The following is a 23,294-nucleotide window of genomic DNA, read 5'->3' on the forward strand; positions in this document are numbered from 1 at the left end:
AAGGTCAGTCGCGGTCGAGGATGAGGAAGCGGTTGTCCGGGTCGATACGGACGGTGGGATTGGACGTGGATCCTGTGGGAACTTCCGTCCGGCTGCCTTCGACATCGATCCGGACGCGTTCGCTGCGGCCGCCCTCCCGCAGTTCGACCTCCAGTCCGGGCAGCCAGTAGGTCGGGCCGGTCTGGATGAGGAACAGCCGTCCATTCTCCCGGACGATATCCAGCGAGGGAACGCCGGACTGGCTGATCCAGGGAGACAGGAAGCGCCGGGCGACCTCGGCCTGATCGCCGAACGCGGTCAGAAAGTCTTCGTAAGCCGGACTGGCCAGAGCCGTCTCCGCGAAGCGTCGCATGCCCGCGTCGAAGGCGTCCTGCCCCAGCACCGTTTCCAGCATGCGGAACACCCAGGCTCCCTTGTGATAGGACACGAGCGTATTCATCGCGTCCTGGTCCAGCGGGGTGTCGAGCACATCGGGTTCCAGCGCCAACAGCTGGGCTCGGTGTTCCCAGAAGGCCGCAGCGACGTCCGGCCCCTCGGTCGCTTCCAGCACGACCCCTTCCGCATAGGTCGCCCAGCCCTCGGTCAGCAGGTACTGGAGGTCGCCCGACGCGGAGGTCCACAGATGGGCCACCTCATGGGCGAAGGGGGCGTGGTAGGGGAAGTCCGCGATGCTGACGAAGGGTGCGCCATTCGGCCCGGCATGGATGGCCGGATTGGACAGGAAGGCCCAGGCGTCGCGATCGCGTCCCCGGTTCTGGACCACCGCCATGCGCTGGCTCGGGGGGACACCGAAGCGGGCCGACAGCGCCGAGGTCGCGTTTGACAGAGCTTCCGCCAGTTCGGCGTCATTCGGCGCGAAATCCGGCGCGGCGAAGACGTCGAGTGTGAAGGCCCCCGCCGTCACGCGGCGGGGGACCCACGCGGTGTCGTAGGCGAGGCTGAGCGCGCCGGTCGGGGTGGGGCTGATGATCCGGGTCGTTCTGCGGCCGTCCGCGACGGCGCTCGTCTGGTCGAAGTCCAGAGCGACGTGGACGGCCTCGGGGCTCGTCAGCGTCACGTCGAAGACGGCGCGCGACCCGGCATTGGTCAGTCCGAGGCTGGGGTGCCACCAGTACTGGTTCCGGAGGTGGCCGTGGTCGTCCTGGAAGACACCGGAGTTGGCTCCGGCATCGCGTTCCACGACCAGGTCATAGGTCACGCTGACACCCCGGCGACCCGGCGGCGCATCGACCCAGAGCAGGCCATTGCGGAAGACCCAGTCGGTGTCGGTCCCATCGATCTGCAGCGCACGGATGGTCGCCGCACGGTTCAGGCCGAAGGCGAAGCCGTCGTCGTCGACGACCTCGACGGTCATGGTGTCCTGGACCGACAGGCCGCGCGCCGGGTCGAGAGCGACGGTCATCTCATGGCGGTGGATGCGGTTGCGCCCCATCGGAACCGGTTCCGAAGTCCAGCCTGTGTCCGTTCGGGTCACGCGAAAGATGCTGGGGTCGAGGTGAGTGATCGAGGTGTCGTCGCCGCTGTTGCCGACCTCCACCCGGCCGTTGGCGAGAACCAGCGCCGAGCCGGTTCCCGCGTCCTGCGACAGGACCAGCGGCGGTTCGCTGATGAACGTCAGACCATTGTCTCGGGCAATGGCGGCGGCCGTGGGCGAGACCTGCAGCGGTCCAGCCGGGCCGGATTCCGAAGCGGCGGCTTCCAGCCAGGTCGCCAGATCGGTCGGTGCGCCCGCGGTCTGGGCCAGGGCCGGATGCCCGACGCCGGCCACAAGGATCGCCAGAAACAAGGTTCTGAGGGCTCGCATCATCACCTCACTTCAGGTGTTGGGCTGCGCGATCAACGCCTCCCGCTCAGCTTGGGATAGCATCCGCCACTGCCCTTCGGCCACTCCGTCCAGGCGGATCGGGCCGATACGGATGCGGAGCAGGTCGGTGACCTCCAGCCCAACCCGCTCGCACATGCGGCGGATCTGGCGGTTGCGGCCTTCGGTGAGGATGAAACGCAGTCGATGCGGCTCGACGCGGGTGACCTTGGCCCGTTTGAGCACCCGTCCATCGAGCATGATGCCGTGCCGCAACTGCGCCAGCGCCTTTTCGGTCACGTCGCCGGTGACCCGCACCAGATATTCCTTGTCCAGCGTCGAGTCCGGCCCGATCACCGCCTTGGCCACGACGCCGTCCGACGACAGCAGCAGCAGGCCGCGCGAATCCTCGTCCAGACGGCCGATGGGCGGCAGGGAAGCATCGGCGGCGGGGACCTCGCCCTCGCCGATGCGGTTCTCGGCCGTCAGCAGGCGCACGGCGGGAACCTTGCCGGGTTCGGGCTGGCCGGAGACGTAGCCGACCGGCTTGTGCATCACGATGGTGACGCCGGAGGCGAGTGCCGCTTCGGCCCGGTCTGCCAGGGTCAGCGTCTGGCCCGGCTGGATCTTGCGGCCCGCGTCGGTGACGACCTCGCCGTCGATGGAGACCAGCCCTTCGGCGATCAGGGCGTCGGCTTCGCGGCGCGAGCAGACGCCTGATTGGCCCAGCCACTTGTTGATGCGGACCGGCTCGGGCCCGTCGTAGACGCGGGTCAGGGCCAAACGGTCAGTCCTGAAGGGCCGCCAGAGCCGCCAAGGCGACCTGATCGTCCTGTGTTGAGGTGACACCAGACACGCCGATGGCCCCGACAACTCGACCGTCGATGACGATGGGTCGGCCACCCGCTATCGGAAAGGCGTCCGCGTTGCCCAGGCTGACGAGACGTCCGCCCTGGACGCGTTCTTCCATCGTCACGGTTGGCAGACGATAGCGGGCGGCCGTCATGGCCTTCCTCTGGGCGACAAGGATCGAACCGTAGTGTGTGTCGTCCAGCCGAGCGAAGGCGACCAGTTCCCCAGACGGCTCGACGATGGCGACCGCGACCCGCCAGCCGTTCGCACGACCGTGATCCAGCGCGGCGGCAATCAGGGTCTGAGCCGTCTCCAGGGCGATAGGCGTGCCATAGGCCGGTGCAGGCGCGGCAGTGCCTGGCCCGACGGAGGCCACCGTCTGGGCCATGACGGAAGGCGTGACGGCGAGCGACATCGCGAGGGTGAGACCGATGGCCGCGATGGGGGCGTTGGGCACTGGATGACTCCGGGTTCAGCCGACCTTGCGGAACAGCAGCATGAGGTTGTTAGCGGGCATCTCGACCCGACGGGTCAGGTGCAGGCCGTGCTTCAGGGCCTCGGCCACGACGGCGTCGCGGTCACGCAGGCCCCAGGCCGGATCGCGGCTCTTCAGGCTGTCGTCGAAGGCGGCGTTGGAGGGGGCGAGCGGCACGTCGGCCTCGCGGAATGGGCCGTAGAGGACCAGCAGGCCTCCGGGGTCGGGCAGGACGCGGCCGGCACCAGTCATCAGGCCTTCGGTCGCGGACCAGGGGCTGATGTGGATCATGTTGATGCAGACGATGACCTGGACGTCCAGCGGCGGCCAGGTGTCCGGATCGGCAGCGTCGAGCGCGAGCAGGGGCTTCAGGTTCGGCAGATTGGCCTCGGCGGCCCAGGCCCTGATACTGACGCGGGCTTGCTCCGACGGGTCGCTGGGGGTCCAGGTTGTGCGGGGGAGTGTCCGGGCGAAGGCGACGGCGTGCTCGCCCGAGCCTGAGGCGATCTCGAGGATGCGGCCCTCGGCCGGAAGGTGGGCCTTGAGGACATCAAGAATAGGTTGGGTGTTTCGCGCCACCGAGGGCGAGGCGAGGGCCCCGGCCGACGCTGCGTTCTGAACGGAATCGAGGGTCTGCACACAAGCAGGAATACAGCCGCGTGAAGGCAAGCGCGACCGGTTTCCGCCTGTGGGGACCCTGGCGCCACAGTTCAGGGGGCGGAATCTTGCGCCGGTTGACGCGGCGGCAGGACGGGTGTCATTGCGGCTGAAACAGGCCGTGAAAGCCTGTAACATTCAGGAAAGCGCCACGGCGGCGTCAGATCGCCGGGCAGAGACGTTTCAGGAGCCTGCCAGTGCAAACCCAATCCATTCCGGGGCTTCACCCGGCGCCGACCCGTCATGCCGGCCTGGTCGCCTGGGTCGAACAGATCGCCGCGCTGACGAAGCCCGCCCGCGTGCACTGGTGCGACGGCACCGAGGCCGAGAAGGACGCCATCGTCGCCGACCTGATCGACAAGGGCACGCTGAAGGCGCTGGACCCGGTGAAGCGGCCGGGCAGCTACTATGCGGCGTCGGATCCCAAGGATGTGGCCCGCGTCGAAAGCCGGACCTTCATCTGCTCGGAGGACCAGGCCGACGCCGGGCCGACCAACAACTGGTCCGATCCGGTCGAGATGCGCGAGCGGCTGGGCGGGCTGTTCGACGGCTGCATGGCCGGGCGGACGATGTATGTCGTGCCCTTCTCCATGGGGCCGATCGGCTCGAAGATCAGCGCGCTGGGCGTCGAGATCACCGACAGCGGATACGTCGCTGTGTCGATGGGCATCATGACGCGGATGGGCTCGGCCGCGCTGGAGGCGCTGGGCGAGGATGGCGTGTTCGTGCCCTGCGTCCATACGCTCGGCGCGCCGCTGCCCGAGGGGCAGGCCGACGTGGCCTGGCCCTGCAACGAGGAGAAGTGGATCGTCCACTTCCCCGAGACGCGCGAGATCTGGTCCTACGGTTCGGGCTATGGCGGCAACGCGCTGCTGGGCAAGAAGTGCTACGCCCTGCGGATCGCCTCGGTCATGGCCCGCGACGAGGGCTGGCTGGCCGAGCACATGCTGATCCTGAAGCTGACCGACCCCAAGGGCCGGGTAAAGTACATGGCCGCGGCCTTCCCCAGCGCCTGCGGCAAGACCAACCTGGCCATGCTCCAGCCCAGCCTGCCCGGCTGGAAGGCCGAGACGGTCGGGGACGACATCGCCTGGATGCGCTTTGGCGACGACGGGCGGCTGTATGCGGTGAACCCGGAGGCCGGCTTCTTCGGCGTGGCCCCGGGCACGAGCCGCAACACCAATCAGAACGCGCTGGAGACCCTGGCGAAGAACACCGTCTTCACCAACACGGCCCTGACGGCCGAAGGCGACGTCTGGTGGGAAGGCCTGACCAAGATCGCGCCCGAGGGCCTGACGACCTGGAAGGGCAAGCCGCACGACCCCGCGTCGGGCGAACCCGCCGCCCATCCGAACGCCCGCTTCGCGGCGCCGGCCGGGCAGTGCCCCACGATCGCGCCCGAGTGGGAGGATCCCCGTGGTGTGCCCATCGACGCCATCCTGTTCGGCGGCCGCCGCGCCTCGGCCGTGCCTCTGGTGACCGAGGCCTTCGACTGGGAGCACGGGGTGTTTATGGGCTCGACCGTGGCCAGCGAGGGCACGGCGGCGGCCGAGAACAAGGTCGGCGAGCTGCGCCGCGACCCCTTCGCCATGCTGCCCTTCTGCGGCTACAACATGGGCGACTACTTCGCCCACTGGCTGGCCCTGGGCGACAAGGCGGACGCGGCCAAGCTGCCGCGCATCTTCTTCGTCAACTGGTTCCGCAAGGACGAGACCGGCAAGTTCGTCTGGCCGGGCTTCGGCGACAATGCGCGGGTCCTGAAGTGGATCGCCGAGCGTATAGATGGGGAGGCGGAAGCCCTGGACACGCCGGTCGGTCGCGTTCCGCCGGCGGAGGCGCTGGACCTAGCGGGTCTGGAGCTGACGGACGGCCAGCTGTCGACCTTGCTCGATGTCGACGCCGAGGTCTGGGCCGAGGAGGCCGCGATGATCCCGGAGTTCTACATGCAGTTCGGCGACCGTCTGCCGGCCCGTCTATGGGCCCAGCACACGGCGCTGGGCGAGCGTCTGGCGGCCGCGCGGGGTGAACCGGCGGTGATGGCGGCGGAGTAGCGCCTATCGACTTGCATTCCCGGCCGCGCGCGCCGATGCAGCGCGCGTGGCCGACCTCTCCACCGACATCGTCATCCTCGGCGCGGGCGTGCTCGGCCTCGCCGTCGCGGCTGAGCTGACGGCGCGCGGGCATGAGGTCCGCCTGATCGATCCCGGTGGCGCCAACTCATCTTCCGTCGCCGCCGGCATGATCGCCCCGGCCCTCGAGAGCCTGCTGGACGGGGCCGCTTCTGGCCGAGCGGCGTTGCTCAAGGACGCCGCCGCCCTGTGGCCCGCCTTCGCCGAGGCGCACAGTCTGGCGCTGGACCCTACCCCGGCTGAATGGCGCGGTCCCGATCCCGAAGGGGTCGCCGACGCCCTGATCGGACTGGGCTTCGCCGTGGAACGTCCCGCGGGTGCCGTGGCCGCGCCCAGCGACATCCGGATCGATCCGTTAGACGCCATGGCGCGCCTGTTGGAGCGCCTCGCCGGACGCAGGGTCGCGGCGATGGCCTCTGCCGTGTCTTCGGACGAGGAGGGCTGGACCGTCTTCACCGACGTTGAAGCGGTCCGGGCGAAGCATATGATCCTCGCGACCGGTGTCGGCGCACCGATCCGTGGCCTGCCTCGGCCAGCCGCCCGGGCCGTGTCCGATATCCATCCCATCGCCGGTCAGATCGGGCTCGTCGCCGTGCCCCTGACCGACCGCGTCCTGCGTGGCCCCGGCGGCTATGTCGTGCCGGCGGGGGCCGGGGCCCTGATCGGGGCGACCATGGTCGAAGGCCAGTCGCCCGCCGTCGTCGATCCGGACGCCTCCGCCCGCCTGATCGCCCAGGCCGAGGCCCTGATTGGCCAGCCCATCGACACGCCGATCGACTGGCGGGCCGCCGTCCGGGGCGCGACGCCGGACGGTCTGCCGTTGGCCGGACCGGCGGGGCCAGGCCTACATCTGGCGCTCGCCCCCCGGCGGAACGGCTGGCTGCTCGCGCCCCTGGTCGCCCGCATCGTGGCGGACGGCGTCGAAGGGCGACCGCGCGATCCGTACGCCACCGCCCTCGACCCGCTCCGGTTCAGTCCTCCGGAAGCGTGAACCGGATGGCGATGCTCACCCGCGCCCCGTCGACCGGCTGGCCGTCGACGGTCTGGGGGCTCATGCGGAAGTAGCGGCTGAGGCCTTGGGCCGCCCGGCCAAAGCCGTTGCCGCCCGGCGTCTCCGATACCACCGCGCAGGCCGAGACCGTGCCGTTGGCGTTGACCGTGCAGGTCAGGCTGGCCACGCCCTCGATCTCACGATCCAGCGCCCGGTCAGGATAGGCCCGTGCCAGTTGGTCGCCGCTTGGCTGGCTGATCCAGCGCGGGGAGGTGATCACGGGTGGCCCGCGCGGGGTTTCGATGACGGGCTCAGTCGCCGAGCCGGTCGCCGTGTCGGCCGGCATGAGCGTTTCCAGATTGATTGTCGGGCCGGTGATCGTGGTGGCCGCCTCATTGACGACCGCCGTCAGGGTCTCGGTCGGCGTCGTCGGCAGGGGCGTTACGTTCAGGCGAGGGTTCGGCGCGGGCGGCGTCGCCGTCGGCTCGGGCGGTCGGGGCGGCGGCGGCGGCAGCAGGGTAATCCCGTCGATCACGCGGTCCGGGGCGGTCTCCATCTGCTTCAACTCGAAGCGTTGATGGTAGAGCGCCGTCGCAAGGCCGACGTGGGCCATCACCACGACACCGACAGCAACGATGGTGGCGCGAGGCAGAGGCCGGCGACGCTCGCCGTAATCCAACGGGTTGATCAGGCGGGGGCCGCCAGCGGCTTGGATCATCATGGTCGTCACTCCCTGTTGCAGCGGCGCTCGGGAAGCGCCGCCGGCGATGGCGCGCCCGGCCGGTGTCTGGATTGGGGCAGGGGGTAATGACGGTTTCTGATGGTTCCTGACGGAGGTCCGTAGCGCGCCACCGCTCCCGACCCGGTTGCTCGCTGCTTAAAGGCAGGGGCCGAGCAAGGCCGTTAACCGACGTTAACGACCGCTTAACCACGTTCTTTCAGCCTCTCGGCCATGACCGTCAGGGCGATTCCAGCGTCGGGAGGCGTAGAGGCCGCGATTCGTCGTGCGTCCCAGTCGACGGGCGTTGACTTCGACTTCCTGATGAAGACGGCCCGGCGCGAGAGCGCCTTCAACCCCAATGCGCGGGCGCCGACGTCCTCGGCCTCCGGTCTGTTCCAGTTCATCGAACAGACCTGGCTGGCGACGCTCAAGCAGCACGGCGCCAAGCACGGCTACGGCCAGTACGCCGACCTGATCCACCGGGGCGCGGACGGCCGCTGGCGGGTGGAGGGCTCGGCGAGGAACGTCGTCCTGGACCTGCGCTTCGACCCCCAGGCGGCGTCGCTGATGGCGGGCGAACTGACAGCCCAGAACGCGTCCTATCTGAGAGGCCGGACGGGGAGGGAGCCGGGTGCCGGCGACCTGTATGCCGCCCATTTCCTCGGTCCGGCCGGGGCCGCCCAGATCATGGAGGCCATGGCCACTCGGCCGGGCGCCAGTGCCGTCGCCATGTTCCCCCAAGCCGCGGCGGCCAATCGCTCGATCTTCTATCGCGACGGCCGCGCCGCGACGGTGGCCGAGGTCCACGCCAATCTGCAGAGCACGGCGGGCGGCCCATCGCCTGTGGCGGGGCCGTCCGCGCCGTCCGCCCCTCCTCTGGACGATCAGGCGTTGGCTCTGGCTGCCCGCATGGACCGGCTGAAGCAGGATCAGAGCCTGCTGGCGCTCCTGCTCGGCCAGGACGGGGAGGGCCAGTTCAAGTCCACCTCCGGAGTGGGCTTCGGCGGAGCCTTTGGGCCCGAGAAATCCTCGTCCGGCGGGGGTTGGTAAACCGGCCGTTAAGCCTGGCGGCTCACCATCCCGCACGACTCAGGGAACACTTGCCCCACCATGACCGCCGTCCGCGCCCGCCTGACCGAGTTCGACATTCGCCGCCTGATCAAGGCGTCCGACGACGATGACCGGGCCGCCGCCGCGCACAAGCTGTGTCGCAGCATGGAGCGGGTCGACCTGACCGCAGAGGACCGCGAGGCCGCACAGAAGATCCTGCGTCTGCTGGCCGAGGATGCCGCCGAGCTGGTGCGGCGGGCGCTGGCCGTGACGCTGAAGAGCTCGGATCTGCTGCCCCGCGACGTGGCCAGGAAACTGGCGATGGACGTCGATTCCATCGCCCTGCCGATCATCGGATCGTCGCCGGTGTTCTCGGACGAGGACCTGATCGAGATCGTGCGCGCCGGCTCGATCGCGCGACAGGCGGCTGTCGCGGCCCGGCCCAGCGTGCCGCGTGACGTGGCCGAGGTCATCGCGGCGGAAGCGGGGGAGGCGGCGGTGAGGACGCTGGCCTCGAACGACAACGCCGACCTGTCCGAGCGCGCGATGGGTCGGGCCATCGACCGGTTCGGCAGCGCGCCGGAAGTCGTGGCGGCTCTGGCCTATAGGCAGGTTCTGCCGCTGGGGATCACCGAGCGCCTGGTGGCGCTGGCGTCCGAGGCGGTGCGCGAGCATCTGGTCAGCCGTCATGCGGTGGCCCCGGAAACGGCGATCCGGCTGGCGACCTATGCGCGGGAGCGGGCGACGGTCGACCTGATCGACGAGGCGCCCGCGGGCGCCGATCTGGCGACCTTCGTGGCCCAGCTGAACGCCAGGAAGGCCCTAACGGCGTCGCTGCTGCTGCGGGCGCTGGCGCGGGGCAAGATGGCGCTGTTCGAGCATGGCGTGGCGGAGCTGGCCTCGACGCCGCACAGCCGGGCCTGGCTGATGGTGCACGACGCGGGGCCGCTCGGGCTGAAGGCGATTTATGACCGCGCCGGCCTGCCGCCGCGCCTGTTCCAGGCGTTTCGCGCGGGCGTCGATACCTGGCGCCAGCTGACGGCGGAGGGCGGGGACCTGTCGGGCGAAACCTTCCGCGAGCGCATGCTGGAGCGGTTCCTGACCCAGCGGCCAAACGCCCCGCGCGACGACGTGGCCTATCTGATGGAACGCCTGGACCAGGCCCCCCAGGGCCCGGTCCGAATCCAGGCCGCCAACGCCGCCTGACCTACTCCGCCGCGATTGGCACGGCGTCGTTGGCCGTCTGCTCCTGGGCTTCCCACTCCTCGATCTTGCGCGCTGTGTATTCTGGCGAGCGCGTGAAGCGGGCGAGGGCACCATAAATCACGGGCACGACGAACAGGGTCAAAAGGGTCGCGAACATGGCCCCGGTGAAGATCACGACGCCGATGGTCTGACGGCTGCCGGCGCCCGCGCCCTGCCACAGCATCAGCGGAAGCGCGCCGAAGGCCGTGGCGATCGAGGTCATGATGATGGGGCGCAGGCGCAGCGCCGAGCTCTCGACAATGGCCTCCTTGATCGAGCGGCCCTGGTCGCGCAGCTGGTTGGCGAACTCCACGATCAGGATGCCGTTCTTGGCTGCAACCCCGATCAGGATGATGAGTCCGATCTGGGAGTAGATGTTGAGGCTGGACCCTGCCATCAGCAGGCCGAACAGGCCCCCGGCGGCCGCGAGCGGCACCGTCAGCATGATGACCGCCGGCGTGATCCAGCTCTCGAACTGGGCGGCCAGGACCAAGAACACGAGCAGCAGAGCCAGGCCGAAGGCGGCCGCGACCGCTCCACCCGCCTCCTGCTGGTCGCGCGCGGCACCGCCGTACTGCACGTTGACCACGCCCTGAGGCTGCTGGGCGACCTGTTCGTCCATGAAGGCCACGGCGTCGGCGATGGTCATGCCGGGGTTCAGGTCGGCCGAAAGGGTGATGGCGCGCTGGCGATCCAGACGACGACGGTCCGGCGTCGCGCCCGAGGTCTCGGTCGAAACCACGGAAGACAGCGGCACCAGCACGCCGTTGCCCGTTCCGACATAGAGCGTGTTCAGATTCGACAAGGATGAGCGGTCCTCGCGGTCGGTTTGCAGGATCACGTCATACTCCTGGCCGCCACGCAGATAAGTGGTGGCCCGGCGCGAGCCGAACATGGTCTCCAGCGTCCGGCCGATCTCCTGGGAAGAGACGCCGAGCGCCGCGGCGCGTTGCGGATCGACCTGGACCAGCAGGCGCGGCGAGTTCGGCTCATAGTTCAGGCGCGGGCGGCTGAAGCCGGGGTTGTCCTGGGCGGCCGCCAGAATGGGCTGCAGCCACTGGAAGATCTGGCTGTAGTCCGACCCTGTCACGACCACTTCGACCGAGTTGCCACCGCCGCCACCGCCGCGCTGGAAGGCCCCGGGCGTGGAGGCGTTGACCTGGGCGTCGACCTGTCCACGCAGCTTGCCATTCAGCTCCTGGGCGATCTCGTCGGCGGGGCGGTCGCGCTCGGACCAGTCCTTCAGGACCATCACCGCATTGCCCGAGTTGAAGCTGCCGCCGCCAAAGCCGGGCGCGGAGACAAGAAAGCTCTCGACTTCCCCGGCCTCGCGATACTCGGCGAGGATCGGCTCAAGTCCAAGCATGATGTCGCGCGTGTAGTCGAAGCCGGCACCCTCTGGTCCCTGGACACGAACGGTGACGCGTCCGCGATCTTCCGGCGGGACCAGTTCGTTGGGCAGCTTGAGGAACATAAGGGCCGCGCCCCCGGCCACGAGCAGCACAACGGCCGATACGCCAAAGACGGCGCCGCGCCTGCCCACCAGCATGTCCAGGGAGTTGGCGTAGGAGTTCTTCAGCTTGTCCATCGCGAAATCCACGCGACGGGCGACCCAGCCGCCGCCGGAGGCTGGCCGTAGGATCTTGGACGCCAGCATCGGCGACAGGGTCAGGGCGAGGAAGGCCGAGAAGGCGATCGCGGCGGCGATGGCGGCGGCCAGCTCCACGAACAGACGTCCGACGTAGCCGGGCAGGAACATCAGGGGCGCAAACACCGACAGCAGGACGATGGTCGTCGCCACGACGGCGAAAAAGACCTGGCGGGTGCCGCGTTCGGCCGCGACCAGCGGCGGTTCGCCATGGTCCAGACGCCTCTGGATGTTCTCGGTCACGACGATGGCGTCGTCCACCACCAGGCCGATGGCCAGAACCAGAGCCAGCAGGGTCAAAAGGTTCAGAGAGAAGCCGAGCGGTGCGAGGACGATGAAGGTCGCCAGCAGACAGATGGGTGCCACGATGGAGGGGATGATCGCCGCCCGCAGCGTGCCAAGGAAGATGAAGTTGACCAGCGCCACCAGTACCATCGAGATTCCGATGGTGATCCAGACCTCCTCGATCGCGTGCTTGGTGAACACCGAGTTGTCCGAGCCGACCACCAGTTCGGTCTCGGGTGGCAGGCTGCCGCGAATCTGCTCGACCAGGCTGGAGACGCCCTTGGAGATTTCCAGGTCGTTGGCCTGGGCCTGACGGGTCACTGCCAGGCCGATCTGATCCAGCCCGTTGCCCCGGAACAGCCGTCGGGTCTCTTCCGGCGCCTCTTCGACACGGGCGATGTCCCCCAGCCGGGTCACATAGACCGGACGGCCCTGGAGAGCGCCTTGCGCGCCCGATCCTGTCGGCTGGGCGCCGGTCGAGACGGCCCCGGAAGCACCGGCGGACTGGGACGAGGCGTTGCCGGTCGCCGTGATCGGCAACTGCGCGAAGTCCTCGGCCCGTGCATAGGTCCGGTCGACGCGGATGGTGTAGTTCTTGTCGGTGGATTCCAGGGCACCTGCCGGCAGCTCGACGTTCTGACGCGTCAGGGCCTGTTCGACCTGGGTCACGGTCAGGCCCCGCGCCGCCATGGCGTCCGGATCGAGCCAGATGCGCATGGCGTAGCGCTGCTCGCCATAGATCTGCACCTGGGCCACGCCCGGCACGGTCGCGAGGCGGTCCAGCAGATAGCGATCGGCGTAGTCGGTCAGCTCCAGCCGGTTCATCGTGGATGACCGCAGGAACAGGATCATGATCGGCTGACCGTCGGAATCGGCCTTGGCGACCTCCGGCGGCTGAGCCTGATCAGGCAGGTTCCCCTGCACGCGGCTGACCCGGTCGCGGACGTCGGAGGCCGCGACGTCGATGTCGCGACCCAGAGCGAACTCGATCGACACGTTCGAGCGCCCGTCGCGACTGGTCGAGTTGATGCGTTCGATCCCCTGGATGCCCGCGACCTGCTGTTCGATCGGCTCGGTGATCTGGTTCTCGATGACCTCGGCCGAGGCCCCGGCATAGCTCGTCGAGACCGAGACGATCGGCGGATCGACGTCCGGCAGTTCGCGCACGGGCAGGAAGAAGAAAGCGGCCGCCCCGATCACGCAAAGGACGATCGCGGCCACGGCCGCGAAGACCGGACGGCGAACAGCGACATCGGAGAGCATCATCGCGTAGCCGCCTGGGTTGGAGCGGGTGCCCGCCCGCCGGGTTCGGCGACGCTGATGGGGGCGTTGGGCTGGATGCGGTTCAAACCCGAGCCGACGACGCGCTCATTGGCGGACAGGCCCGCGACGATCTCAACGAAGCCGCCTTCCACGGCCCCGGGTTCGACTTCGACGCGCTGTGCCGTGGCTCCACGCTCGCCGGGGGCGATGCGATAGACGAAGGCACCGTCGCCTTCATACTGCACTGCGGATTCCGGGACCGACGGGCTTTGGCGCTGACCCTGCTGAATGCCGACGCGCATCAGCATGCCCGGGCGGATTCGGCCGCCGGGGTTGGGGAACTCGGCGCGCGCGGTCACAGCGCGGGTGGTCTCGTTGATGCGGGTATCGATCAGGGCGATCCGCCCCGAGAAGGTCTCGTTGCCGTACGCGTCTGCCGTCGCCGTGATCGGCAGGCCCTGGCGCAGCACGCTGAGATAGCGCTCCGGAACCGGGAAATCGACGCGGATCACGCTGATGTCGTCCAGCGTCGTGATGACGGCGCCCGGGCTGATCAGCGTGCCCGGCGTGACGGTGGAGAGGCCCAGCACACCGGAAAAGGGCGCCCGGATCGAGAGGTCGCCCCGGCGCGCTTCAGCGGCGGCCAGGATGGCCCGCGCGGTCTCGACCGCCGTCAGGGCGTCTTCGGCCGACACCCGCGGGGCGATGCCCCGTTCCGCCAGAGTGCTGAACCGCTCATACTCGCGCTCGGCCTGGGCGAGGTTGGCGCGCGCCTGGATGATGGATGCCTCTTCCTCCCCGGCCTGAAGCCGAACCAGCGGCGTTCCCGCGCTGACGCGCTGGCCGTCCTCGAACAACACCGCGGTGACAAGCTGTGACGTGGCGGATGTGATGTTCACCGACCGTCGCCCGCGCGCCACGCCCAGAACATCAATCTGATCGCTGAAGGGACGCAGCGTCACCACGGCCTCCGAGACCTGCTGGCCGCCGCGACCGCCGCCGGGTCCACCCGGACCACCGGGCCCGCGGCCGCCCTCGTCCTCAGCAAAGGCGACGCGCAGGACGGCCGCCACGATCATCAGACCGAGCACAACTGCGGCGACGATGAGGAAGAAGTGACGTTTGATCACAGGCGCGGGTCTCGTCGTGTGGGAAGGCTGTGGGCCATAACGCTTCCGTCGCGTCAGGCAATCTAAACAGTTTGTAACGTCTACCGTTCCGGTTTCCGTCGCGTCGTCCCGTCGCAGCTCAGAACCTGCGCCAGAGCGCCACCACGGGTCCTTCGGCCAGCGGCGTCTCCCGTCCTGCGACCGTTCGCCGCCAGCCCGCCTGAAGGCTCCAGCGACCCCAGTGTCGGACGACCGACGTCTCGGCCGCCAGCCATTGTGCCCCATCATCGTCCGTGACGCCACCGAAGGCCTGCGCCAGGACCATCCAGTCGTCGCCGAAGTGGCCCCCGACGGTCAGATCGGCGCGGACCTCGTCGGGCAGGCCGTCGCGCATCCGCCGCGCCGCCTGGACCTCCACGAAGGTCCGGCTCGGGCCCCATCGACCCGCGACAGGGGTCGGCGCGCCGAACCCCCTTCCGGCCGACACCCGTACCTCCCAGTCCTGCTCCCCGACGCCCGGTGCCGCATAGCCGGCGTTGCGACCGTCCCCGGCCCGGGCGTAGCCGGCGTAGAGGCTGACGGCCCCGCGATGATCGCGCCACGCCTGCCAGGTCAGGCCGATCTCGACCGGCCCGCGCCCGGCATAGTCGACGAAGGCGTCCTCTCCGGACTGCCAGTCGCCCTTGATCTGCAGCGTCAGCCGGTCGGTCAGCCCATATTCGGCGAACACCCCGACGGCCCCGTCCTCGCGCCGCGCGGGCAGGTCGGCCAGGGCACCGCCGGGATCGAAGCCCTCGGTCGCGCGCATGACCTCGGCCTTGGCGATGATCTGCGCCTTGCCTTTCGGCTGGGTCCAGGCCCCGGCATGGACCGCGGTCGCCGTCCCCGCGAGCGCGAGGCCCGCGAGGATGGCGATGCGCATCAGACGTCGTAGCCCGGCGACTTGCGGTCCAGCAGCCGGAGCGCGCCCGGCCAGGCCAGCGGCGCGACGAAGCCCAGGCCTCGCCCTTGCTCCTTGGTCTCGGCCTGGGCCGCGTCCGGGGCGAACAGAACGTGCTCTCGTCCGCCCGACAAAGCCGCCACCTGCTGGGCGCAGGCGCGCTCCAGGAAGAACATCCCGACCCAGGCCGCCGCCGCCGTCGGACCCACCGCCAGGGTGCCGTGGTTCCGCAGCAGCATCAGCGGCTTGTCGCCGAGGTCCGCGACCAGCCGCTCGCGCTCCTCGTGGTTCAGCGCCAGACCCTCATAGCCGTGGTAGGCCACCTGATGCTGCAACAGGCAGGCGTTCTGGCCGATCGGCAGCAGGCCTTCCTTCTGCGCCGCCACGCCGACGCCCGCCACCGTATGCAGATGGATGACGAAGTGCGCGTCCTCGCGCGCGGCGTGGATGGCCGAATGGATGGTGAAACCGGCCGGATTGATGAAGCTCTGCGTCTCCTGGACGATGTTCCCGTCCAGATCGACTTTCACCAGCGACGAGGCCGTGATCTCCTCGAAGTAGAAGCCATAGGGGTTGATCAGGAAGTGGTGCTCGGGCCCGGGCACGCGGGCCGAGATGTGGGTGAAGATCATGTCGTCCCACCCGTGCAGCGCCACCAGCCGATACAGCGCCGCCAGATCGACTCGCGCCTGCCATTCCTCGGCCGAGACGCGCGATTTCAGCGAAGGGGTCGAACCGTCGGCCATGATCGTCTCCTGGGGCGTGGCGATGAATGGCCGGACCGTCGCGCCAACCTTGGATTGGGTCAAGAACGGCCTTCGATTCAGGGTTCGTTAACCGAGTTTTCACGACCCGTGGCCAAGCTGAACAGCGTTCGGAGTTCCTCCGGCCGGAGCCGCCCGTGACCGCAGTCGTCCAGATGCAGACCTACCGCCACGACGAGGATACGGCGTCCAGCGCTTCTCGCCTTCTTGACCTGGCGCGGTCAAAGACAACGGAGGATCGCCGTCGTCTGCTGCTCGGCATCACCGCCCTGTGCGACGCGACACCACCAGGGACCGAGGCCTCGCCTCTGCTCGGCGACATCTTCATGATCCTGGCCCGCCAGGCCGAGCGCGATATCCGCAAGGCCCTGTCCGAGGCCCTGGCCCCCGCCGAATGGGCCCCGCCCGCTCTTGTGGCCATGCTGGCGCTCGACGAGATCGAGATCGCACGCCCGGTCATCGCCAGAAGTCCCTTGCTGAAGGATCAGGACCTGCTGCGTGTCCTGGTCGAGGCCACCGTCGAACATCAGATCGAGGTCGCCCGCCGTCCGCACCTCTCCAGCCAGGTCGCCGACGCCATCATCGACCGGGGCGAGCCCGCCACTTTGACCGCCCTTGCTGGCAATCGGACCGCCGAGGTCTCCGAGCGCGCGCTGGAACGCCTGATCGATCACTCCCGCCGGATCGCCGCGCTCCGTGCGCCCCTCACACGTCACCCGCGTCTGAACGACCAGCTCGCCACCCAGCTCTATCATTATGTCGGCCAGGCGCTGCGCGAAGCCATCGGCGAACGCTTTCGCGTCGATGAAGCGAAACTGGCCACCGCCATCGACACCGCGACGACGAAGGTTCAACCGCAGAAGGCCGAGCCCAAAGGAATCGAGGAGGCCGCCAGCGTCGTCGAGCGCGATGAAATGGAGCGCCGCCTTGTCGCCAAGCTGCAAGCGGGCGGTCAGCTTCGCGCCGGCTTTCTGATCCGCGCCGTGCGCGAAAAGCGCCTTGGCCTGTTCGAACATGGCATCGCAGCCCTGTCGGGTTTCACCCTCGCCCAGGTCCGCGCCGCCATCCTGCGCCCCTCGGCGGACGCGCTGTATCTCTTATGCGCCTCGGTCGGCATCGATCGCGCCGTCTTCCCGGCCGTGCTCGATGAAATCCGCAAGCTGTCGGACGGTTGGCCTGGCGAGGGCGACGTCGGCGTCCATGGCCGAACCAGCCTGCCTCCATCGGCCGCCGCCCGCGAGTTCCGCGCCCTGATGGGTCATATTGGCGAGTGATCGCGGCGCGCTCCGCCGTTTGACTTCGCCGGTCCCCTCGGTTCACCTCGCCGGGTGACCACTTCCTCTCCCCGCATCGCCGTCTGCGCCAGCGAACGGCCCGAGGCCCAGGCCGCGCGCGAGCGGCTGGTCGATCGCTATGGCTCCGTCCCTGAGGCCGAGGCCGATGTCATCGTCGCGCTGGGCGGCGACGGCTTCATGCTGGAGACGCTGCACACCAACCTGAGCCGCCGCACGCCGGTCTACGGCATGAACCGGGGCTCGGTCGGCTTCCTGATGAACGACTATGAGGAAGATGGCCTGATCGAACGCATCGCCGCCGCCGGGCGCGCCGTCATCCATCCGCTTCAGATGGACGCCTGGACCGAGGCCGGGCAGGCCCAGTCGGGTCTGGCCATCAACGAGGTCTCCCTGCTGCGCCAGACCCGCCAGTCCGCCAAGCTGAAGATCAGCGTGGACGGCAAGGTGCGACTGGAGGAACTGACGTGCGACGGCTGTCTGGTGGCCACACCCGCAGGCTCCACCGCCTACAATCTTTCAGCCCACGGCCCCATCATTCCACTCGACGCCCGCATGCTGGCCCTGACGCCCATCAGCGCCTTTCGGCCCCGCCGTTGGCGCGGAGCCCTGCTGTCGCATCGGGCGAGGGTGGAGTTCGAGGTTCTGGAAGCCGACAAACGGCCTGTCAGCGCCGTGGCCGACAGTCTGGAGATCCGGCGCGTCGTGCGCGTAGCGGTCAAGGAGCGTCGCGACATCGCCCTGACCATGCTGTTCGACGCCGGCCGCTCCTTCGAAGAGCGCGTGCTGGCCGAGCAGTTCACGGCCTGATTCGACCGGCAAACCGCTTGCGCTTTTCCGGATCAGGCTCCGGGTCACGGTTTCTTAGGGCGTTCGGTGCACTCTGCGGCAGACTAGTCTCTAGGAGCGTCCCGTGAGTAATCCGGCCCAGGTCATTCGTCCCCCGAACGTTCTCCGTGCCAAGGTCGGCGGTGGGTTCGGCGGCATCAACGCCGACGCCATCGCCAAGGCGGAAGAGGCGTTGAAGGCCATGTCGACCCAGTTCGGCCAGTGGCTGCAGGACGAGATTACCAAACTTGATGCCGCCCAGGCCGCGGTCCGAACAGAGGGCTACACCCCGCAGACCGCTGAGGGCATCTATTTCCGCGCCCACGATCTGAAGGGGCTTGGAACAACCTATCAGTATCCGCTCGTCACGCGGCTGGCCGGCTCCTTGTGCAAGCTGTTGGACGATCCGGCCAAGCGTATGGGCGCGCCCCTCATGCTGATCGACGCCCACATCGACGCCATCCGCGCTGTCGTCCGTGACCAGATCCAGACTGACGACCATCCGACAGGCCGTGTCCTGGCCGAGACCCTGGAAGCCAAGGTCGCAGCACACCGCGCGGGTTAGACTCCGAGAGGGGCGAGCCTTTAGACTCGCGAGGCTGGGTTAGGCTCCACGGGAACGCTGGACAGTCTCATACCGCTCCCCTATAGACCCCGCTCCCGCGCCACCGGATTGCTCCGGAACGCTGCGCCTGGATAGCTCAGTTGGTAGAGCAGCGGATTGAAAATCCGCGTGTCGGTGGTTCGAATCCGCCTCCAGGCACCACACCCTCTCTTTTGGTCATCGCGCGACTTCAGACACCGGGTTCGGGGTCGATTAAACTAACGCCGAAATGCAGCACGGGTGCGACATTGCGGCTCTTCAGCGTGCCTTCTCGCCCAAGGGGCGAAAAGCGCCTTTGCGCCCTTGACGCTCTGGTATCGGTTCGCCAAAGGAGCTTGACCGCTTTCTTTGCGTGAGCGGCCGAACGCTTGCCGAATTTCAATTCCACGGTGTTCGACCACTTCGCCGAAGGGGCCCCGAACGGGGCAACCGGATGCGACAGAAGGCGTTTCGGCGTTCGGTCACTTTCGGCCGGTCGGCGGGACACAACCGTTTTCATTCTGGGCCGTTGCGCACTGACGCGCCTCGGCTCTTGGGTTCCACGAGTCAGACCAACAAGCAGGAACTGGCGACACATGCAAAAGACCAACATTCTTCTCGCTCTGGCCGGCGCCGCCGTCCTGATGGCGAGCTCGCCGGCTCTGGCCCAGGCCCCGGCCGCTCCGGCCGCTGAAGCTACGGCCGCCGCCGCCCCGGCCGCTGACGCTGCCGCTCCGGCTGCCGAAGCCACCTCTTCCGAGGACCCGACCACCGTCGCCGAAGCCGCGGGTGGTGGTCATGGCGGCAGCCTCACCCCGATCTCGATGTTCATGATCGCTCACCCGGTCGTGCAGGTCGTCATGATCGGTCTGCTGCTAGCCTCGATCTTCACGTGGACCCTGCTGATCATCAAGCTGATCGAGTTCGCGGGTGTGAACAGCAAGACCAACCGCTTCCTCGAGAACTTCCGTCAGGCCCGCACCATCGCGGACATGCGCAAGGTCGCGACCGCGGACGAGTATGACGGCAACCCGCTGGCCGACATGGCTGCCGCCGCCACCGAGGAAGTCGAACTGGCTCGCCAGTCGGGTCTGTCGGTCACGGGCGAGCACCGCGACAGCACGATCGCTCGCGCCAGCACTGCCGTCGCCGCGGTTCAGTCGGGCATCGCCGGCCGTCTGTCGGGCGGCCAGCAGTTCCTGGCCTCGACCGGTTCGGGTGGTCCGTTCATCGGCCTGTTCGGCACGGTGTACGGGATCATGAACTCCTTCATCGGTATCGCCGAGTCGAACACGACCAACCTGGCCGTCGTGGCTCCGGGTATCGCCGAGGCCCTGCTGGCCACCGGCATCGGCCTGTTCGCGGCCATCCCGGCGGTTATCTTCTATAACTACTTCAACACCCGCATCGCCGCCTATGGCACGCGCGCCGACGGCTTCCAGGCCGAGCTGCTGAACGGCATCTCGCGTCAGCTCGACAAGGGAGCATAACGCGGATGGCCGCCAAACTTTCAGGCGGCGGTGGCGGCAGGCATGTCGAACAGAACGCCGAGATCAACGTCACGCCGTTCGTCGACGTCATGCTCGTCCTTCTCATCATCTTCATGGTGGCGGCTCCGCTCGCCACCGTGTCGGTGGAAGTGAAGCTGCCGCGAGCCGTGGCCCCGCCGCAAGTGAACCCGCCCAAGCCGGTGTTCATCTCGATCCAGAACGACGGCGACGTCTTCCTGGGTGACTTCCGGTCAAGCCCGGCGGCGCTGGGTGATGACCTGAGGACGCAGATCCGGACGCGCAATCCTGAAGAGGAGCGGATCTACATCCGTGCCGACCAGCAGACGCGCTATGGTGACTTCATGCAGGTCATGAACGCCCTGCAGGACAACGGCTTCTACTCCGTCGCCCTGGTCGGCGAAGATACCACGCCGCAGTAGGTCCCCATGACAGACACACCCGTCGAGTATCATCGCAGCCGTTATGACGCCCCCAAGCGGAAGGGCTTCATGGGGGTCTCGCTGCAGGTATGGCTGATCGCGCTCGCGGTCGTCGCCATCATGTTCAGTGTTCTGATCTTCTATCTGCAGTCGGCCCGCTTCGAGCTGAAGGAGTTCAACTACACGGACGAAGCCGTGGACGTGGAGATCGTTGAACCGGTCCCTCCGCCTCCGCCTCCGCCGCCACCGCCGCCTCCGCCGGACACGCCCCCGCCGCCCAAGCTGCAGGTGCGGGAACCGGTCATCAACACCCAGGCCCCTCCGCCGCCGATCACGCTTCCGCTTGAGCCGACGAAGAAGGAGGACCGGGTCGAATACACGGGCCCGCCCGTGATCGTCCCCGGCCCGCCGCCGCCGCCGGCCCCGCCGGCTCCGGTCCGGCCTCCGGTGATCACCGACCCGAGCTGGTCCCGCCAGCCGGTGCCGGAGTATCCCGAGCGCGCTCTGGAGCGTGGCATCTCGGGTAGCGCGGATCTGAGCTGCACGGTCAACCCGAACGGCTCGGTCAGCGGTTGCACCGTGGTGTCGGAAACTCCGTCGGGTGCCGGCTTCGGTCGCGCGGCTCTGTCGGCAGCTCGCTCGGCCCGCCTGTCGCCCCGTTCGGTCGATGGTGTGGCCACCGGCGGTACGGTCCGGTTCACGGTCCGCTTCAACCTGCCGGATTGATCCTCGGATCGTTCACAACGACAGACGCCCCGGAGGGAGACCTCCGGGGCGTTTTTCTTTTCTGCCTTGTCGGGCTCCATGCTTGATCGCGGGACGGGCAGAAGCTAGACACGCGCCTCCCACACGCCCTTGGGCGTCATGTGCAGCCTTAGCTCAGCTGGTTAGAGCGCCGGTTTGTGGAGCCGGAGGTCCTCGGTTCGATCCCGAGAGGCTGTACCACTTCCTCCACCGCCGTCAGGCGTCCTCGGTCGATGCGTCTTCGCCCAAGGGCGCAGTATCGGCGACAGGTCGGTGCCGACACCGCTCGAGAGGCGTCTCCATAGCCTCGAGCGCTTCGACCGTCGCTCGGCGACCGGCCTCCACGACCGGATCGTAGACCTTCCAGTCACGGATGTCGGAGCCCTCGGGCATCGGCAGGATCAGGAGGTCCGCCTCGGCGCGGGTGTCGTCCATCTCGGCGTCCGTGGTGATCGTGGCCGAGCGCATCAGGATGGACACGATCGGCGGCCCCTTCTTCCAGGCCCCTGAGGCGATCCAGCGCCACCAGGACGGCGGGTTTTCGAGCGCATGCGGGTCGACGCCGCGCGCCTGTGACATGTCCACGCCGATGATTGGCCCGGCGTTCAGCTGGCGCATCACGTCGGTCGGGAAGTTCTTGATCACGGCCCCGTCGACCAGCACCTGGCCGTCCATCACGACTGGCGGCATGACGCCGGGGATGGAGATCGATGCGCGCATGGCCCGGCGCAGCAGCCCGCGCCGATGCACCTCGACGCGGCCTGTGGTCAGGTTCGACGACACGGCGAAGAAGGGGAGGGGCATGTCGGCAATGTCGACGTCGCCGTAGGCTTCCTCCAGCAGACCGGCGACCTTCTTCGCCCGCGTCATCGCGATCATGGGAAAGGCGAGGTCCGACAGCGGGTCAGACTTGACGAAGGCGCGGCGGATGCGGGCGTCCAGCTCTTCGTCGGTCCAGCCGAGCGCGGGTCCGGCGGCGATCACCGCCCCCATCGAGGCCCCGCCCAGGAAGTCGAAACAGATTCCGGCCTCGTGCAGGGCCTTGATAGCCCCGATGTGGGCATAGGCCCGGGCCCCGCCGCCGGACAGGACCAGGCCCACGGCCGTCCCCGTGATGATCCGGGCGATCCGGCCGGCATCGTTCGCGTCGCCTTCGACCACGTGGAACCAGCGTCCGGGCTCGACCGCGTCCAGCCAGACCCGGGTGTTGGCCGGCCGCCGCATCCGGGGATCGCGCAGCAGGATCAGATCGGTGAACTGCTGCAGACCGTGCGCGGTCTGTGCCGGAATGGATTTTGGTGGCGCGGTCAGGGCGTCGCCGACCACGAACAGCCGGTCGACCTGGCGGGCGCAGAGATTGGCCCAGGAGGGCTCGTCCAGTTCGGCGACGTAAAGGACAAAGTCGTGGGTGTCCTCCATGCGGGAGAACCAGTCCGATGCCGAGGACAGGGCCGAGTGGTCGATGACCTCGCAGGTGAAACCCTGTGCCTCGATCTGGGCGGCGACCCGCTCGACGAAGGCGCGGATCGGCCGGGCGCGCACGGAGATGAAGCCGAAGACGGACGGGTCGGTCTGGCCGGGCGCCCGTTCGCGGGCGCGTTGCAGCATCAGGCGCGACAGCTCGATCATGACTTCGGGCCGTGTCCGCACCGCCTCGAAAAAGTCGGCGCGCGGAAGGGCGAGGATCTCGGAATCGCGCAGCGCCACGACGCTGGCGGAGTGAGGCGTTCCGGCGATCAGGGCCATTTCGCCGACTGGCTCTCCCGGCTTGATGACGCCCAGGAACTGCGGCGTGTGGCCGTCCTCCTGCCGGAACACGCCCAGTCGGCCGGAGCGGACCAGATAGAGGCTGTCAGCCTCTTCACCGGCCTGGAACAGCAGTTCGCCGCCGGTCAGTGCGAACCAACTGGCCCGGGTGTTGCGGTCCTCGAAGACCTTGGCCAGCGCCGCTTCCAGAGTGTCGGGGCGATGAGGCGCCATGATCGGG

The 23,294-nt window shown here is 68.5% G+C and carries 20 protein-coding genes and 2 tRNA genes; 12 read left to right on the forward strand and 10 right to left on the reverse strand.

Annotated features, from left to right (window positions below; translation table 11 throughout):
• Nucleotides 1–4: 4 nt before the first annotated feature.
• The 4 genes from IP78_RS05850 to IP78_RS05865 are packed head-to-tail and all read right to left on the reverse strand — an operon-like array spanning nt 5 to nt 3,767.
• The gene (locus IP78_RS05850; RefSeq protein WP_156320305.1) at nt 5–1,804 is read right to left on the reverse strand and encodes a M1 family aminopeptidase; all 1,800 of its coding nucleotides are present in this window, start codon (nt 1,802–1,804) and stop codon (nt 5–7) included.
• Between the two features lie 12 nt (nt 1,805–1,816).
• Nucleotides 1,817–2,584: a pseudouridine synthase gene (locus tag IP78_RS05855; protein ID WP_054110770.1), complete on the reverse strand. Its 768-nt coding sequence runs from the start codon at nt 2,582–2,584 to the stop codon at nt 1,817–1,819.
• 4 nt (nt 2,585–2,588) lie between these two features.
• Entirely contained in the window at nt 2,589–3,110 is a 522-nt protein-coding gene (locus IP78_RS05860) for a heme-binding protein (RefSeq protein WP_054110771.1), read from the reverse strand.
• Nucleotides 3,111–3,125: 15 nt separating this feature from the next.
• Nucleotides 3,126–3,767: a DUF938 domain-containing protein gene (locus IP78_RS05865; protein ID WP_054110772.1), complete on the reverse strand. Its 642-nt coding sequence runs from the start codon at nt 3,765–3,767 to the stop codon at nt 3,126–3,128.
• A gap of 209 nt (nt 3,768–3,976) precedes the next feature.
• Between IP78_RS05865 and IP78_RS05870 the strand changes: the two genes are divergently transcribed.
• A complete protein-coding gene (locus tag IP78_RS05870; protein ID WP_369814668.1) occupies nt 3,977–5,836 on the forward strand; it encodes a phosphoenolpyruvate carboxykinase (GTP) in 1,860 nt (619 codons plus the stop codon).
• Between the two features lie 46 nt (nt 5,837–5,882).
• Nucleotides 5,883–6,905, forward strand: coding sequence for an FAD-binding oxidoreductase (locus tag IP78_RS05875; RefSeq protein ID WP_054110773.1), 1,023 nt, complete (start codon nt 5,883–5,885; stop codon nt 6,903–6,905).
• Here IP78_RS05875 and IP78_RS05880 read toward each other — a convergent pair.
• Complete coding sequence (locus IP78_RS05880) at nt 6,886–7,626, reverse strand: TonB family protein (protein WP_054110774.1); 741 nt, start codon at nt 7,624–7,626, stop codon at nt 6,886–6,888. The genes IP78_RS05875 and IP78_RS05880 overlap by 20 nt on opposite strands.
• A gap of 231 nt (nt 7,627–7,857) precedes the next feature.
• Between IP78_RS05880 and IP78_RS05885 the strand changes: the two genes are divergently transcribed.
• Both IP78_RS05885 and IP78_RS05890 read left to right on the forward strand, forming a co-directional pair.
• Nucleotides 7,858–8,676: a transglycosylase SLT domain-containing protein gene (locus IP78_RS05885; protein WP_054110775.1), complete on the forward strand. Its 819-nt coding sequence runs from the start codon at nt 7,858–7,860 to the stop codon at nt 8,674–8,676.
• 60 nt (nt 8,677–8,736) lie between these two features.
• On the forward strand, nt 8,737–9,882 hold the full coding sequence (locus tag IP78_RS05890) for a DUF2336 domain-containing protein (RefSeq protein ID WP_054110776.1): 1,146 nt from the start codon (nt 8,737–8,739) through the stop codon (nt 9,880–9,882).
• Between the two features lies 1 nt (nt 9,883).
• Here IP78_RS05890 and IP78_RS05895 read toward each other — a convergent pair whose 3' ends face one another.
• The 4 genes from IP78_RS05895 to IP78_RS05910 all read right to left on the reverse strand — a co-directional run bounded on the left by IP78_RS05895 (nt 9,884) and on the right by IP78_RS05910 (nt 15,912).
• The gene (locus tag IP78_RS05895; RefSeq protein ID WP_054110802.1) at nt 9,884–13,117 is read right to left on the reverse strand and encodes an efflux RND transporter permease subunit; all 3,234 of its coding nucleotides are present in this window, start codon (nt 13,115–13,117) and stop codon (nt 9,884–9,886) included.
• Nucleotides 13,117–14,247, reverse strand: coding sequence for an efflux RND transporter periplasmic adaptor subunit (locus IP78_RS05900; protein WP_054110777.1), 1,131 nt, complete (start codon nt 14,245–14,247; stop codon nt 13,117–13,119). The genes IP78_RS05895 and IP78_RS05900 overlap by 1 nt, the downstream gene beginning before the upstream one ends.
• Before the next feature lie 118 nt (nt 14,248–14,365).
• Nucleotides 14,366–15,148: a hypothetical protein gene (locus IP78_RS05905; protein WP_054110778.1), complete on the reverse strand. Its 783-nt coding sequence runs from the start codon at nt 15,146–15,148 to the stop codon at nt 14,366–14,368.
• Nucleotides 15,148–15,912: a class II aldolase/adducin family protein gene (locus IP78_RS05910; RefSeq protein WP_054110803.1), complete on the reverse strand. Its 765-nt coding sequence runs from the start codon at nt 15,910–15,912 to the stop codon at nt 15,148–15,150. Before IP78_RS05910 ends, IP78_RS05905 begins: the two co-directional genes overlap by 1 nt.
• A gap of 155 nt (nt 15,913–16,067) precedes the next feature.
• On the opposite strand from IP78_RS05910, the gene IP78_RS05915 reads away from it, so the two are divergent.
• The 8 genes from IP78_RS05915 to IP78_RS05950 all read left to right on the forward strand — a co-directional run bounded on the left by IP78_RS05915 (nt 16,068) and on the right by IP78_RS05950 (nt 21,508).
• Nucleotides 16,068–17,204 (forward strand): DUF2336 domain-containing protein, encoded by a 1,137-nt coding sequence (locus IP78_RS05915; RefSeq protein ID WP_054110779.1) that lies wholly within the window; start codon nt 16,068–16,070, stop codon nt 17,202–17,204.
• Nucleotides 17,205–17,258: 54 nt separating this feature from the next.
• Nucleotides 17,259–18,032 carry an NAD kinase gene (locus tag IP78_RS05920; RefSeq protein WP_054110780.1) on the forward strand — a complete coding sequence of 258 codons (774 nt, stop codon included), beginning with the start codon at nt 17,259–17,261 and terminating at the stop codon, nt 18,030–18,032.
• 103 nt (nt 18,033–18,135) lie between these two features.
• On the forward strand, nt 18,136–18,615 hold the full coding sequence (locus IP78_RS05925; protein WP_054110781.1) for a hypothetical protein: 480 nt from the start codon (nt 18,136–18,138) through the stop codon (nt 18,613–18,615).
• A gap of 125 nt (nt 18,616–18,740) precedes the next feature.
• Nucleotides 18,741–18,816, forward strand: a tRNA-Phe gene (locus IP78_RS05930).
• A gap of 413 nt (nt 18,817–19,229) precedes the next feature.
• On the forward strand, nt 19,230–20,123 hold the full coding sequence (locus IP78_RS05935; protein WP_054110782.1) for a MotA/TolQ/ExbB proton channel family protein: 894 nt from the start codon (nt 19,230–19,232) through the stop codon (nt 20,121–20,123).
• Nucleotides 20,124–20,128: 5 nt separating this feature from the next.
• Nucleotides 20,129–20,563, forward strand: coding sequence for a biopolymer transporter ExbD (locus IP78_RS05940; protein WP_054110783.1), 435 nt, complete (start codon nt 20,129–20,131; stop codon nt 20,561–20,563).
• 6 nt (nt 20,564–20,569) lie between these two features.
• Nucleotides 20,570–21,289, forward strand: a complete 720-nt coding sequence (locus IP78_RS15770; protein WP_054110784.1) for a TonB family protein — start codon at nt 20,570–20,572, stop codon at nt 21,287–21,289.
• A gap of 142 nt (nt 21,290–21,431) precedes the next feature.
• Nucleotides 21,432–21,508, forward strand: a tRNA-His gene (locus IP78_RS05950).
• A gap of 15 nt (nt 21,509–21,523) precedes the next feature.
• Here the strand turns inward: IP78_RS05950 and IP78_RS05955 are convergent.
• Nucleotides 21,524–23,287, reverse strand: a complete 1,764-nt coding sequence (locus tag IP78_RS05955; RefSeq protein ID WP_054110785.1) for a patatin-like phospholipase family protein — start codon at nt 23,285–23,287, stop codon at nt 21,524–21,526.
• Nucleotides 23,288–23,294: the final 7 nt, after the last annotated feature.

Origin of the sequence: Brevundimonas sp. AAP58 (assembly GCF_001295975.1) — a bacterium.
Taxonomy (GTDB): Bacteria; Pseudomonadota; Alphaproteobacteria; order Caulobacterales; family Caulobacteraceae; genus Brevundimonas.